The sequence below is a fragment of the Labilibaculum sp. genome, assembly GCF_041595635.1.
In the GTDB taxonomy this organism is placed as follows: Bacteria; Bacteroidota; Bacteroidia; order Bacteroidales; family Marinifilaceae; genus Labilibaculum.
On sequence record NZ_JBFHJW010000010.1, the window covers coordinates 20,610 to 33,151 of the forward strand.

At 33.8% G+C, this 12,542-nt stretch carries 13 protein-coding genes; 9 read left to right on the forward strand and 4 right to left on the reverse strand.

Annotated elements, in window-relative coordinates:
- Window positions 1-313: 313 nt before the first annotated feature.
- Complete coding sequence (locus tag ABYT26_RS04750; RefSeq protein WP_372751746.1) at window positions 314-967, reverse strand: peroxiredoxin-like family protein; 654 nt, start codon at window positions 965-967, stop codon at window positions 314-316.
- 426 nt (window positions 968-1,393) lie between these two features.
- On the opposite strand from ABYT26_RS04750, the gene ABYT26_RS04755 reads away from it, so the two are divergent.
- Window positions 1,394-2,644 carry an APC family permease gene (locus tag ABYT26_RS04755; RefSeq protein WP_372751747.1) on the forward strand — a complete coding sequence of 417 codons (1,251 nt, stop codon included), beginning with the start codon at window positions 1,394-1,396 and terminating at the stop codon, window positions 2,642-2,644.
- 417 nt (window positions 2,645-3,061) lie between these two features.
- Here the strand turns inward: ABYT26_RS04755 and ABYT26_RS04760 are convergent, their stop codons facing one another.
- Window positions 3,062-4,168, reverse strand: coding sequence for an ATP-binding protein (locus ABYT26_RS04760; protein WP_372751800.1), 1,107 nt, complete (start codon window positions 4,166-4,168; stop codon window positions 3,062-3,064).
- Between the two features lie 977 nt (window positions 4,169-5,145).
- On the opposite strand from ABYT26_RS04760, the gene ABYT26_RS04765 reads away from it, so the two are divergent.
- Window positions 5,146-5,601 (forward strand): hypothetical protein, encoded by a 456-nt coding sequence (locus tag ABYT26_RS04765; protein WP_372751748.1) that lies wholly within the window; start codon window positions 5,146-5,148, stop codon window positions 5,599-5,601.
- Between the two features lie 169 nt (window positions 5,602-5,770).
- Here the strand turns inward: ABYT26_RS04765 and ABYT26_RS04770 are convergent, their stop codons facing one another.
- Both ABYT26_RS04770 and ABYT26_RS04775 read right to left on the reverse strand, forming a co-directional pair.
- On the reverse strand, window positions 5,771-5,941 hold the full coding sequence (locus ABYT26_RS04770; RefSeq protein WP_372751749.1) for a hypothetical protein: 171 nt from the start codon (window positions 5,939-5,941) through the stop codon (window positions 5,771-5,773).
- 228 nt (window positions 5,942-6,169) lie between these two features.
- Entirely contained in the window at window positions 6,170-7,600 is a 1,431-nt protein-coding gene (locus ABYT26_RS04775; RefSeq protein WP_372751750.1) for a YfcC family protein, read from the reverse strand.
- 458 nt (window positions 7,601-8,058) lie between these two features.
- Here ABYT26_RS04775 and ABYT26_RS04780 point away from each other — a divergent pair, with 458 nt between their 5' ends.
- The 7 genes from ABYT26_RS04780 (at window position 8,059) to ABYT26_RS04810 (ending at window position 12,374) form a co-directional block, all read left to right on the forward strand.
- Window positions 8,059-8,409 carry a hypothetical protein gene (locus tag ABYT26_RS04780; RefSeq protein ID WP_372751751.1) on the forward strand — a complete coding sequence of 117 codons (351 nt, stop codon included), beginning with the start codon at window positions 8,059-8,061 and terminating at the stop codon, window positions 8,407-8,409.
- On the forward strand, window positions 8,364-8,822 hold the full coding sequence (locus tag ABYT26_RS04785; protein ID WP_372751752.1) for a hypothetical protein: 459 nt from the start codon (window positions 8,364-8,366) through the stop codon (window positions 8,820-8,822). The genes ABYT26_RS04780 and ABYT26_RS04785 overlap by 46 nt, the downstream gene beginning before the upstream one ends.
- 284 nt (window positions 8,823-9,106) lie before the next feature.
- On the forward strand, window positions 9,107-9,364 hold the full coding sequence (locus tag ABYT26_RS04790; RefSeq protein WP_372751753.1) for a hypothetical protein: 258 nt from the start codon (window positions 9,107-9,109) through the stop codon (window positions 9,362-9,364).
- Between the two features lie 31 nt (window positions 9,365-9,395).
- Window positions 9,396-9,755 (forward strand): flavodoxin family protein, encoded by a 360-nt coding sequence (locus ABYT26_RS04795; protein ID WP_372751754.1) that lies wholly within the window; start codon window positions 9,396-9,398, stop codon window positions 9,753-9,755.
- A 253-nt stretch (window positions 9,756-10,008) separates the two neighbouring features.
- Window positions 10,009-10,788 carry a DUF4349 domain-containing protein gene (locus tag ABYT26_RS04800; protein ID WP_372751755.1) on the forward strand — a complete coding sequence of 260 codons (780 nt, stop codon included), beginning with the start codon at window positions 10,009-10,011 and terminating at the stop codon, window positions 10,786-10,788.
- Window positions 10,789-10,950: 162 nt separating this feature from the next.
- Window positions 10,951-11,412: an aspartate/glutamate racemase family protein gene (locus ABYT26_RS04805; protein WP_372751756.1), complete on the forward strand. Its 462-nt coding sequence runs from the start codon at window positions 10,951-10,953 to the stop codon at window positions 11,410-11,412.
- The gene (locus tag ABYT26_RS04810) at window positions 11,412-12,374 is read left to right on the forward strand and encodes an aspartate/glutamate racemase family protein (protein WP_372751757.1); all 963 of its coding nucleotides are present in this window, start codon (window positions 11,412-11,414) and stop codon (window positions 12,372-12,374) included. The genes ABYT26_RS04805 and ABYT26_RS04810 overlap by 1 nt, the downstream gene beginning before the upstream one ends.
- Window positions 12,375-12,542 lie beyond the last annotated feature (168 nt).

The following is a 12,542-nucleotide window of genomic DNA, read 5'->3' on the forward strand; positions in this document are numbered from 1 at the left end:
TTTTCACCTAATTATTTTATTCAAAAATAAATAAAATTCAGTTCAGATCATCATGAAATTGTTTTAACCCCATCAAACACAGGGAAATTGGTCGAGTAGGCAAAGAAGATTTCACCCTAAACCTCACACAGAATCGCCGGTAATACCTCTCACAGCTATCGTCGCACGGAAATACTGGTTTTATTAGGAGTAAACTTTCGACGTGCTAATCGAACCAAAGCATTTAATACACATAAAAAATATACTTTTTATAATAATTAAATTGGCTCTTCTATACACCAAAACCATTCTGATTTTACCAGCAACCAAACCCTTAACACAAATTTTTCAAAACCTCAATAATCTCCTTAGGCTCTGCACGAGTTCTATAATCAACATTTACATAGTTCCATTTAACTACCCCGTCAGTGCCCAATACAAACGTAGCTGGAATCGGTAATATACTAGCATTACCGTTATTGATTTTTTCTAAATCAAGATTACGATCTACGCGCATATGTTCTAGCAAAAACTCAGGCACCTCCCAAGCAACACCATATTGTGAAGCAACTTTTGCATCTTGATCAGACAATACAATGAATTCCATTTCACTAATTTCATCTTTTGTCATTGACCCGTCAGGTACCTGTGGACTTATAGCAACTAGTGTAGCACCCAGTGCATGAATATCGCTTAAACATTCTTGCAAGGCTCTAAGTTCCAGGTTGCAGTAAGGACACCAATTACCACGATAAAATGCAATAATAAGTGGCCCTTTATCTAGTAAAAAGTCTAAAGATATCGATTTCCCTTCAGGATTAGGCAGCTCGAAATTTGGAGCTTTTTGCCCAATTTTAATAGCATTAGCACCGTGCTGAAAAGCTTTTGCCTCACTAATTATATCATCAACGCCTTTCATGAAATCAGGATTAGCTTTTCGTCCCTCTGCCATTTTAGCATCAGTTTGTTCTTTTAAGTTTTTCATCATTTCCCTTTAATTAGCTATAATTACACCTCTTAGTTTTTAACATAGAATTTATTAGCGCAAGCTATACCGAATTGTAGCCTCACAACACTCAAACACTAAAAACTATAAATCAACCTACTATCGTGCAATATTTTTAACATTACTGCCTATAAAAAGCTTCCCATTGCAAATTGTTTTTCACTAAAAGTACTACAAATTATACAATCTACTAAGTAGTTCAAGCAACCAACCGTAATTTGTGAAACTGATCCTGCTACACACACGCTTGGTTGTTGAACATTGGTTTAGATCGGAAAAATCAATTATCAATTCAAATAAAATCACTTTCTGATTTACATAGGTTAAACTTGTAATTTGTTTATAGGGCTCATATGATTTATTCTTAAAAAGAAGGCTTCTTTTCGTCATATCTAAAAATCACTTAACTTGTATAGAAATCCTGAAAATTTGAGCGATCCACACAAAAACATAGGCCTTAAAAAACAACTCGGCACAATACAGATTCTATTGTACGGAGTTGGTACCATGCTGGGTGCTGGTATTTATGTGCTTGTGGGTAAAGTAGCAGGCTATTCTGGAACACTTGCTCCTCTTTCCTTCATCATAGCCGGTGCTTTGGCAGGAATAACCGCTTATTCCTATTCTCTTTTATCACCTCGCTTTCCGAAAAGTGGGGGAGAAATTGTATATGTGGCAAATGCATTTAACTCAAAACCATTGTCTATCTTGATTGGATGGGGTGTAATTTTTACGGGATTCATTTCTGCAGCAACCATTATAAAAGGATTTGTTGGATATTTGGATGTATTTATAGAACTACCTGATGCACTGGTTATTATAATTGGCATGATACTATTAGGTATGATTGCCATTTGGGGCATTAGCGAATCGTTGAATTTAATAGGATTGATAACCCTGATTGAAGTTAGTGGTCTTATATTCGTTATCCTTGTAGCAGGTATCGACCTGGAAAAATTCACTTCGCAGTTTACTGAAATGTTCGTTGCTGCACCTGACTACGATATATTCGCGGTGTTTCAAGGTGCGTTCTTGGCTTTCTATGCTTTTGTGGGCTTTGAAGATTTGGCAAATGTAGCCGAAGAAGCTAAAGACCCAAAAAAAAGTATGCCTGTGGCTATTATGGGTAGTTTATTCATCGCATTGTTCCTTTACGTAGCTGTGGCTATAGTTGCAGTACTTTCTTTGCCGCTAAATGAACTATCTTCTACGAATGCCCCATTGGCGAAAATACTTGCTCAAAAAGGTCCAAACTATGTTTATTTCATAAGTCTCATTAGTTTGGTTGCTGTTTTAAATGGTGTGTTGGCGCAGGTCATTATGGGATCAAGAGTTCTCTACGCATTAGCTGGCAAAAATAGTGCACCAAAAATGTTTCATCAGGTACATAAGAAGTTTCGTACTCCTATGTTGGCCACCATTGTCATTACTCTTGGGATTGTTGTCTTAGCAGTTTTCATTCCTATTGTTCAACTTGCTAATACCACTAGCTTCGTAATCATTAGTGTTTTCGTGTTGGTTAATCTTTCACAAGCCAAGTTGGCTTATAATGACTATGGTAGGAAAAAATGTTGGCCGAATCGAAAATTTATTCTTCCATTAATTGGCAGCCTACTCTGCATTGTATTTCTTTTTTATAAGACGTTGACCATTGTGTAGGTGCACAAAAAATATGTAAGTAAATACCTCATAATAATTTAGAATCGTGATGTGGCAAAGGTGGGCTGCTATTGGTCCTGCAAGCTTACTTCCTATGAAACATTCATTATAAGTGGTGGTAGGGCAATTTGAAAAACTAGCCTGACAAAACCGAACTTTTACACATTTAATAGTAAACTTTTTTACCACTAGAAATTGAAATTATCAGTACGCTCCTGGCCTGCCTAGTTCTGAAATATAGCTACAGGTTAAAATTAAATTTATGCTTTATTTTTAAAAGTCATATTAAGTGCGTAGAATCCTACAAGATAGAAGTACTCTTTTTGTTGTAGATATCAATTGCGTTTTTGCCGCCATTCTTACAAATCTTGAATTAAGAAGTGTTGAATTATGTAAAACTCATTCTTTAGCCTGCCATTATCGCTTTAATGGTAAACTAAACTTAAAATCACTTCCTTTACCTAATTCATTTTCTACCCAAATTTCCCCATTATGTCTTTCAACAAATTCTTTACAAATCAACAAACCTAATCCTGTTCCTTGTTCATTTGCAGTTCCATGTGCTGTTATGTTATTTCGAATATTAAATAGCCTATTTATTGTTTCTGATTCCATTCCAAGTCCATTATCTGAAATGCTTGTTATAATTTTGCCTTCCTTTACTTCAGTAGAAATTTTAATTGTTCCGTTTTTATTTGTAAACTTTATTGAATTAGAAATCAAATTTCTTAAAATGGTTTTCAACATGTTTACGTCAGCAAAAACATTCAGATCATCGGTTAATGAATGGATTATTTCTATATCTTTTGAACGAGCAATAGGAATAAACAGCTCAATTATTTCATTGTAAACTGAATGAATAGAATAATTAACCGGCTCAAAATCTATCTTATTCGAATTGGCCATTATCCACGTTAAAATATCATCTAGTAATGAAAAATTACTTTTCGCTGAAGAATCAATCACATTAAGGTATTGCTCAATTGTCTTCATATCAAAAGATTGAAAATCTTTTAGTAAAATTTCTAATAAGTTAAGAATTGAACCAAAAGGACTTCTAATGTCGTGAGCAAGAATGATAATAAAACGATCTTTAGCAGAATTTAAGGTTATTAGCTCTTCATTTTGCATATTGATTGTTAATTCGGCTTGTTTTCTTTCAGATATGTCTTCAATAATACCCCAAACTACATTTTTTCCATTGGTATCGGTAAAAACGGCTCCGCTAATTGATATAGGATATCGGGATCCGTCTTTTCGAATATACTCTTTTGTGTTAGGTCCAAAAAAACCTGTATTATTTAAGTCTTCGATCTGTTGTAATTCTTGAGCTTCATATTCTTTGGGTGTAATATCCCAATAATTTAAATTAATAAATTCATCTTTTGAATATCCTATTGCTTTAAGTGTGGAATCATTGACCTCTAGGAAATCACCAATTTCATGATCTACAAGTGCCATACCAATAGGAGATTGCTCAAATAGCATACGGAATTTTTTATTTGCTCGGTCTCTTTCAAGGATGTTCTTAGCAAATCAACGCTTTAACGATTCATTCTCTTGCTTCAATTCCTCTAATTCTAAAAGAAGATCTTCACTTGATTTTTCCTGATATTCCATATCCTTTTTACAGTATTATTAAAATTTTTACATCTGAAGAACCTCATGTTATTCCTCTCATCCTTAACTGTTCTGCAACTTGAAACATTCCCCATAAAGTAGCAATTCTGTTATCGGTTCGTCAATCTAAAGTTCATGCTAAGCTTTCCCTGTCAAATAAATACTTCGTTATTGCAGATAATAATTATTCCTTGTTTATTAATCTTCCTAAAAATACTTAAATCATTGGTGCAAATAAAACTACCATTGCGGTCAAGAAGTAATTTGTCGTAAGTGTCAAAGAATATAAATATTCTAGAAATTACTTTTCTAATATTCAAACTTTCGTTTTTCGTTTAAAATTACGCTTGATAGAATAATCGAGAAATCTGGCCACAATCCTTTTTGCATTAGCACATACGAAATACAAATAAGTTACAAGAATGCTTGAGCTATTGAATAAATCCAATATTTTGTTGAGAGACTTAAAATAATATTTTCTTTCCTATAACTCACATATCATACGCACTATTTTTAACATAGAAATAAATTCACAACTAAAATATAAGAATCATTATTTGATTAACAGAAATAAAAAACGCAATTGAATAGAAATATTAAAACCTACTCGACCTAAATAGAATTCCAATTATCGAAGTTGGCACATTTGACAGTATACATCATTATTAAAGTTTGATACTTTTGTGTTCTTCTAAATCATAAACATATTTACTCCTGCCAACTACTCTCAAAAAGGTAACACAGACAGACACTAGAAGCAAAAAATTTGACTTGAACGATTTTATAAAATTTTACAAACAAAAAGTGGAGACCAGTAACCAATCAAAAAACGGGGCACAACCGAAAAGCCATACGAGTAGGAAAATTTAATCTAAATAAAAATGAAAAATAAAGTTTTTAAAATGGCAATGTTTGTAGCTATAATAGCTACTCTTTCTAGCTGTACAACCATGAATCATTCAATGAGAGAACCAAACACTAGAGTTAACCTAAATAAATCTGACTTTACTTTATCTGACCAAGTGACAGCAGAAGCTAAATCAGTGAAAGTCCTTGGTATAGACTGGACAAGGCTTTTTATGAAGAAAACTGGAAGCATTAAAAGTGATAATTTTTCTTCAATTAGCTTTGCAAGTATACCTGTGATCGGAAATTTAATTTATGACAAAACAGCAAATTATTCACTATACAAATTAATGAATAATAATCCTGGTTACGATGTTGTATTTTATCCACAGTATGAAACAAAAGTTCTTAGGCCTGTTTTGGGCATTGGATTTTTATCAAAAATCACAACAGTAAAAACAAAAGCGAGACTTGGGAAATTAACAAATTAAAATCAACTCACAACCGCACCATATAGGTACGGTTGTGAGTTATTTATACCAAAAAAAATACATATTCATTAATGAGTCATATTCCTGATGCAACAATTTACTAATCTCTAATAATAAGCTTACCCGAACTGAGATTGATCCATCTGTGTCTTTTAATATGAAAAAAACACTAGTAAATATTACTGTTCAAGCCTTTTACTCTTGTACTAAGATCATATCTTGCATCCTTCCCCCAAACCAATGAATATTTAACGATATCAGAGTACATATCAAATTCATCTCCAATACTTAATTCATTACCTACTTCATCAATTATTAATACTCCTTTATCCTCTGCCACATTTTCTAATAAGTAGTTATATTTTACTATGTCAACTTAAGGTGTATATCCTGTAACCTTACCAACAAAAATAAAGGTTCTTATTTGGAGTCATCTCCTATTAAGCACAATGTTTTTTCTTTTTCAAATCCGAAGTTAACCAGAAACCCTTTCCTTTTCAAGATGCACATAGCTTCCGTTTTTCAGAAGTTTGTTTACATCACCTAAAACAGATTGCACTATAAATTCTTAGTATTCAATTAGCACGGCAATTGCTAAGAAAATAGCCGAAAGTACAATGAGCCAACCAAAAAGGGGAAGCATAAATTTCAACCAATTTTTAAACGGAATATTGGCAATACCCAACATGGCCATAAGAATACCTGATGTAGGTATTACGGTGTTGGCAAAGCCATCGCCACAGGTAAAAGCAAAAATGGCTGTATTGCGTGTTATGCCCAATAAATCGGCCAAAGGTGCCATTAATGGTATGGTGGTTGCCGCTTGCCCCGACCCAGATGGAATAAAAAAGTTAAGAATCGTCTGAAATACCAACATGCCTTCTGCCGCCAGTATTTTGGGCAAGTATTGTAAGGTGTTAGAGGCATAGTAAATAACAGAATCCATAATTTGTCCTTCAACAAGAACTACTTGTATGCCTTTTGCAAAACCCACAACTAGTGCGCCAACCAGCATTTCACTCATGCCACTAACAAAAGCCTTTGTTGCTTGATCCAGTGATAGTTTACCCAAAATGGCAGCAACTATACCTATGGCTAAAAATCCGGCACCCATCTCAGCCATCCACCAGCCTTGGGTTTGTACGGCCCAGAGTATGCCCACAAAGAGTAATCCACAAACCAGCACTATGCGAATGTGGTTTTTCGTCAACTTAAACTCTTCCAGTACTTCTTCTTGGTAGGTATTGTCTTCTCCTAAGTAAGAGTTGGCCGGATTTTCTTTTAACCTCTTTCCATAGCGCAGCATATAAAGTATGGCTACAGCAAGGGAGAAAACAAAAAACACGAGTCTAAATGCAATGCCACTGCCCAAGGGAACTTCGGCTATACCCTGGGCTATTTGTACATTAAATGGGTTGGTTGTAGCTGCTGCAAATCCAATTTCGGCCGAGACAAAGACGAGTGCCAAACCATAAATTTTATCGTAGCCCAATTTATGAGAGATGTATAAAAACACGGGCACAAGGGGAATAAACTCTTCTGCCATTCCCAAAGTTGACCCTCCTGCAGCAATTACCAGCATTAGTAAAACCGTAAGAATAGTGCCGTTGTTATTAAACCTGTTTATTAAAGCTTGAATACTGGCTGTAATGGTTCCGGTACGTTTTACAATACTAAAAACGCCCCCAATTAAAAAGATAAAAAAGATAATGTCTGCAGTTTGTTCTAGCCCTTTGGGTATGGCGGTAAGAAAACCCATTAGGCCCACAGGTGTTGCTTTACCTGTTACTTCATCACCTAAAAAAAAGCCTTTTATAGAATAGTGCTTGGCAATGGCCTGGTAAGAACCAGGAATTACTTCCGTTCGACTTAGGTTGCCCACAGCTATTTCTTCACGTTCAAAACTACCACTTGGTACAATATAACTAAGCAAAGATGCGGCAATAATTACGATAGCAAGCAAAGCAAATACGTGAGGAATTTTTAGGTTTTTAATCATATAGTTGGTGTCATTTAAGAGCTTATAGAAAACTATTATCTCATTACTACTCTTTTTGTAGCTCTTGTCGTATATAAATCGTGTTACAAGTTAAATAGAAAAGTTCAATTTCAAGTGATAAAACAAATAGAGATACTGTTTATTTATTCTCCTAAGTCGCTATAAACAGGATAACTACAGGCCTTGTAAGGTTTATACTTTCATCCTGCCATGGAATGGGGTACCAACTTGCCTTATATACAGGCATTACTAGACCATAATTCTTCTAAGACTACCGAAATTTATACTCATGAAGGCAATAAAAATCAATAGAATATAAAAAGTCCATTAGATATATTATCATATAAAATATTTATAATTTTAGTAATCAGATCCAAAAGGAACTTAACCTATTGAAAATATATACATAACATAGATAGGGTTACTGAATAGTTGCCAGTAATTAAAACGAACATTACATGAGACAATTAACATACTTTATTATTCTGTTTTGTTTTTCGAAAATTGTAAAAGGACAAGAACTTGAAACATATGAGGACTTGATTAACCTTGACGATGAACTGAAAATTGAAAAGTCAAATACTGAGCAAATTAAAACTGTCGATTTGAAAGATTTTTGGTTTAAAAATCCAATCGAAAGAAGTTTTGGATTTATTGGTTCAAATTACAGACGATTAGATATGATGTATTTGTCTATTATTAAAAATTCAGATAAACCGACACAATATTTAGCATATGGAAAAAGCAGAGCATCTGACAATGTTTGTGCATTTCAGGGATTTATAGAATTAAAGAATCATATTACATAAAATCATTAGAATATTTCGCTGGACAATCGGGACTAATTGCAGGAAATTATACTTTTTATGAATCGCCTGACTTAGGACATTCTGGAGTATTTAAAGGCAAATTTGTCACATATTGGACTAAAAATGAGAAAGGTGACTTTGAATACATGGAATTGCCCGCGATTGATGGAAATAACCAATTTTCTGGAACTTGGACTGAATATGGAAAGACAAAAGGAATAATTACGAATTGGGGGGACAGTAGGATTCCTAATTCAGGTGATTTGGATATTGGAACAAGTGAATTTGGGCCAAACAGAAAATATCAAAAATATGGCTGGGATTCATTTATTAAAGCTTATAGTGATGGATTTGATAAAGAAACAACTGAAAAAGCCAGACAGAATGAATTGACTGAATGGTGGAAAGACTAAGAATAACTGCTGGCAACATGCTGTCATGCAGCAGTCAGGACTCCACAGCATATTCAGCAATTCCTTTGGCCCTATTACACGCTTTTTACCTGACAAGGTTTAGCCGTTTGAAAGCCCTGGCCGCTGCATGCAGCTGGTCGTTGTGGCACATTCACACCATAAACTCATAGAATTAATTCAAAGAAAGTTTGTTTATTTCGAAAGCTAAGGGTAAAATATGAAAGCACTATAAAACAGTCTGTTATAAAAATAAAATTCTACCCATAGTTAGGATTGAAAAAGAAATGAATCGAGATCGTAAAATATGTATTGATCTAAATAAAATTGAGAAAATAAATATGACATATTTTGAGGAACTTATAAAAAAAGCCAAAGAAATTAAAAACCCTGTTAAGCAAGTTTTAGCAGTTTCAGGCAGTCCTAGAAAAGGAGGTAACATAGATATTATCATTAAGCAAATTGTTTCAGGCTTGAATACTGAAAATATAACAACAGAGAATACTAGCCTTAGGAGTATAGATTTTAGTGGTTGTATTGGCTGATAAAAAGTGTAGAAAAGATAAAATCTGTACAATGCTTCAAGATGGAATGTCAGTTTTATATCCAAATATTATTGACTCAAAAGGATTAATTTTAGTGTCTCCTGTCCATAATTACAATATAACCTCTTGGATGAAAGCTTTTATTGATAGGTTATATTGTTTTTATGAATTTGACAATAATACAAGACCACGGAAATGGAGTTCCAGACTTGCAAACCAAAATAGAAAAGTTGTTATTGCTGCTGTATGCGAACAAGAGAATATAGAAGACTTGGGTTTTGTTATTGACGCAATGCAAAGACCTATAAAAGCTTTAGGTTTTGAAATCGTTGGAACATTACCAGTTTTTAATTCATTTGAAAAAGATGCTATAAAAAACAAGAAGAGATAATGGATAAAGCATTTGAATTAGGTGTTCAACTTGGACGACAACTGTAACAAACAACGATGCCACAAAGGTTAATTATCACGGGCATTGACGAGCCATTTGATAGTTCAACTTAACTAATAAAAACAAGCAAGCCTTGTAAATTTTATTTTGTTCCTATTTTTAAATTATAGTAAATTTAATAGGCGTACTTATTTAGTGGTTTGAAAGGAAAACTCTTCAAATAGGCCTTAACGAACATATAAAAAAGATTACAATGAAACATTTAACCAAATATTTAGGACTGATACTCCTACTGACCTGTTTCGGATGTACTCAAAATCCCGACACTGCAAGTATGAAAATGGCGGAGGAAGAAGTTGTCGCATCAACCTCTGAACAAAAAACCTCTGAAACGGTCGAAAGAAAGTTAATCAAAGAAGGACGAGTTGAATTCGAGACCGACAACTTAAACTCGACAAGAAAAACCATTTTTGATGCGGTCAATAAATATAAAGGATACGTTTCCTCTGACCAAGAATTTAAATCGTCTGGACGAAAAAGCAATACTATAATCATTCGTGCGCCAGCGGACAATTTTGACAATTTGCTGAGTGACGCAACGCAAGGTGTTGAGAAATTTGAACGTAAAGAAATAAACGTAAAGGACGTAACAGAAGAGTTCCTTGACATTCAAGCGAGGCTAAAGACAAAAAAAGAACTTGAACAACGCTTCATTGATCTTCTCGGTGAAGCCAAAAACGTGACGGAAATATTAGAGATTGAAAAGCAAATTGGACAGCTAAGATCGGAAATTGAATCTATTGAAGGACGCTTACAGTACTTGCAAAACAGGGTTTCATTTTCGACATTGACTATGACATTTTATGAGAGAATTCCGAACGAAACTGAATTCGGACAGAAATTCAAAAATGGTTTCCGAAACGGTTGGGACAACTTAGTTTGGTTTTTTGTTGTACTGACTAATATTTGGCCATTTATCCTAATCGGACTTGGATTCATAGTCGGAATAAGAATTTACAGAAGAAAAAAATAAAATACTATAGATAAGAAGGCTTGTAGCTTATGGCGGGAAAGTAAGTTTTCGTCATTTGACTTTGCCTGTCACGGTTAGGCAGGAAAGTTCGCGGAAATTGTCACAAACCAAATGCAAACCCTTAAAAACAATGCTAAAACTAGATAATTTTTTTAAAAAAGAATGGATAAAATTGCAGTAATTGGTGGCTTAGGAGCTTTATCTGGTGCTGATTTATTTTTTAAACTTCTAAAAAACAAATCAGCCTTAAAAAATCAAAAGAACTATCATTTCATTTTTGAACAGCAACTGTATAGTCAGATTGAATCTGCTTTACTTCATGAGCAAGATATTAAATCAAGGAAGTTTTATACTTTCACTTTATGCAAAAATTTCGAACAAAAAAATGTATCTAAAATTTCACTACCATGCTTTGCAAGTCATTCATTTATAGATGAAATACAAAAAGAAACATCAATTACCATTGTAAATATTTTTGAGGCTATAGCCAATTATCTAAGTTTAAAATTTGAGAAAGGAACTAAAATAGGAGTTCTTACATCTAGCTTTGTAAAAGAATTCTTCTTATTAAAAAATATTTTCAAGACTATGAATTGGCATATCCCACAAATCAAAGCCAGTTAATGAATGCTATATATGGTGAATCAGGCATAAAAAATGGGTACTTAGACGGTTTGCCATTAGAATATGTATATGAGGCCTGCTTAGAGCTAAAAACGAAAGGATGTGAAGTGATTTTACCATGTATAACCGAAATTTCTCTATTGGTAAGTCAACTTTGGACAAGAGGGATTTCTATTATAGATGTTAATGAAGTGTATGCAGACTATGCACTAGCAAAAGAAAATATTCCACTTGCCAAACCTTCTAAACTTGGTATTGTGGGAAGAGTTGGGCCCTCTGCAACAGTCGATTTTATGAATAAAATCATTAAAAGTACACCGGCGAAACAAGACCAAGACCATATAAAAATGATAGTTGAGCAAAACCCTCAAATTCCTGATAGAACAGCGAATTTGATTCATAATCAAATGGACCCAACCATTGCATTATTTTCAACTTGTAAGAAACTGGCAGCCGCGGGTTCAAATGCAATAGCAATACCTTGCAATACAGCACATGCTTTTGTAAAAGAAATACAAGAGCACCTAAAGGTGCCTATTGTTAATATGATAACAACTACAGCAGAATACATTTTAGAAAATTTTGGGAAAGATGCCAAAGTAGGGCTATTGGCAAAAACTGGCACTATTCAAAGTAAAGTTTATTTTAATGATATTACTAATTATGGGCTTCAGATTGTTGTTCCGGATGAAACACATCAAGATTGTGTAATGGAAAGCATTTATGGAACATTTGGTGTAAAAGCCGGGTATACAGATGGAGTTTGCAAAGAACAAATTCTCAAGGGAGTTAATTATCTAATGGAAAGAGAGGCTCAGGTAATTATTTTAGGTTGTACTGAATTACCACTTATGTTTCCTCAAACTAAAGAACTTACAGTTAATAAGAAGGTAATTGAGCTAATTGACCCTACTTTGATTTTAGCAAAGAAAGTTGCGAAATTAGCTAAACCAAACTCATAAAAACACTATCTGAAGCATTACACGTACATTTAACTTACTGGCTTTATTCCACTTAGAAAAACCTCACGGATTTTCAATTCGGTTTTTATTCGCAAAATTAGGTGCTGAAACAATATGCTTTTCTGACATTTTTAAAAACAAAAAAACGCTTAAAACATTAGTTTTAAG

Bases quoted from the DNA above. Each gene is read 5' to 3' on its own strand.
- ABYT26_RS04750 (WP_372751746.1), bottom strand. From the start codon at position 967: ATGATGAAAAACTTAAAAGAACAAACTGATGCTAAAATGGCAGAGGGA.
- ABYT26_RS04765 (WP_372751748.1), top strand. From the start codon at position 5,146: ATGAAAAATAAAGTTTTTAAAATGGCAATGTTTGTAGCTATAATAGCT.
- ABYT26_RS04775 (WP_372751750.1), bottom strand. From the start codon at position 7,600: ATGATTAAAAACCTAAAAATTCCTCACGTATTTGCTTTGCTTGCTATC.
- ABYT26_RS04780 (WP_372751751.1), top strand. From the start codon at position 8,059: ATGAGACAATTAACATACTTTATTATTCTGTTTTGTTTTTCGAAAATT.
- ABYT26_RS04790 (WP_372751753.1), top strand. From the start codon at position 9,107: ATGAATCGAGATCGTAAAATATGTATTGATCTAAATAAAATTGAGAAA.
- ABYT26_RS04795 (WP_372751754.1), top strand. From the start codon at position 9,396: ATGCTTCAAGATGGAATGTCAGTTTTATATCCAAATATTATTGACTCA.
- ABYT26_RS04800 (WP_372751755.1), top strand. From the start codon at position 10,009: ATGAAACATTTAACCAAATATTTAGGACTGATACTCCTACTGACCTGT.
- ABYT26_RS04805 (WP_372751756.1), top strand. From the start codon at position 10,951: ATGGATAAAATTGCAGTAATTGGTGGCTTAGGAGCTTTATCTGGTGCT.
- ABYT26_RS04810 (WP_372751757.1), top strand. From the start codon at position 11,412: ATGAATGCTATATATGGTGAATCAGGCATAAAAAATGGGTACTTAGAC.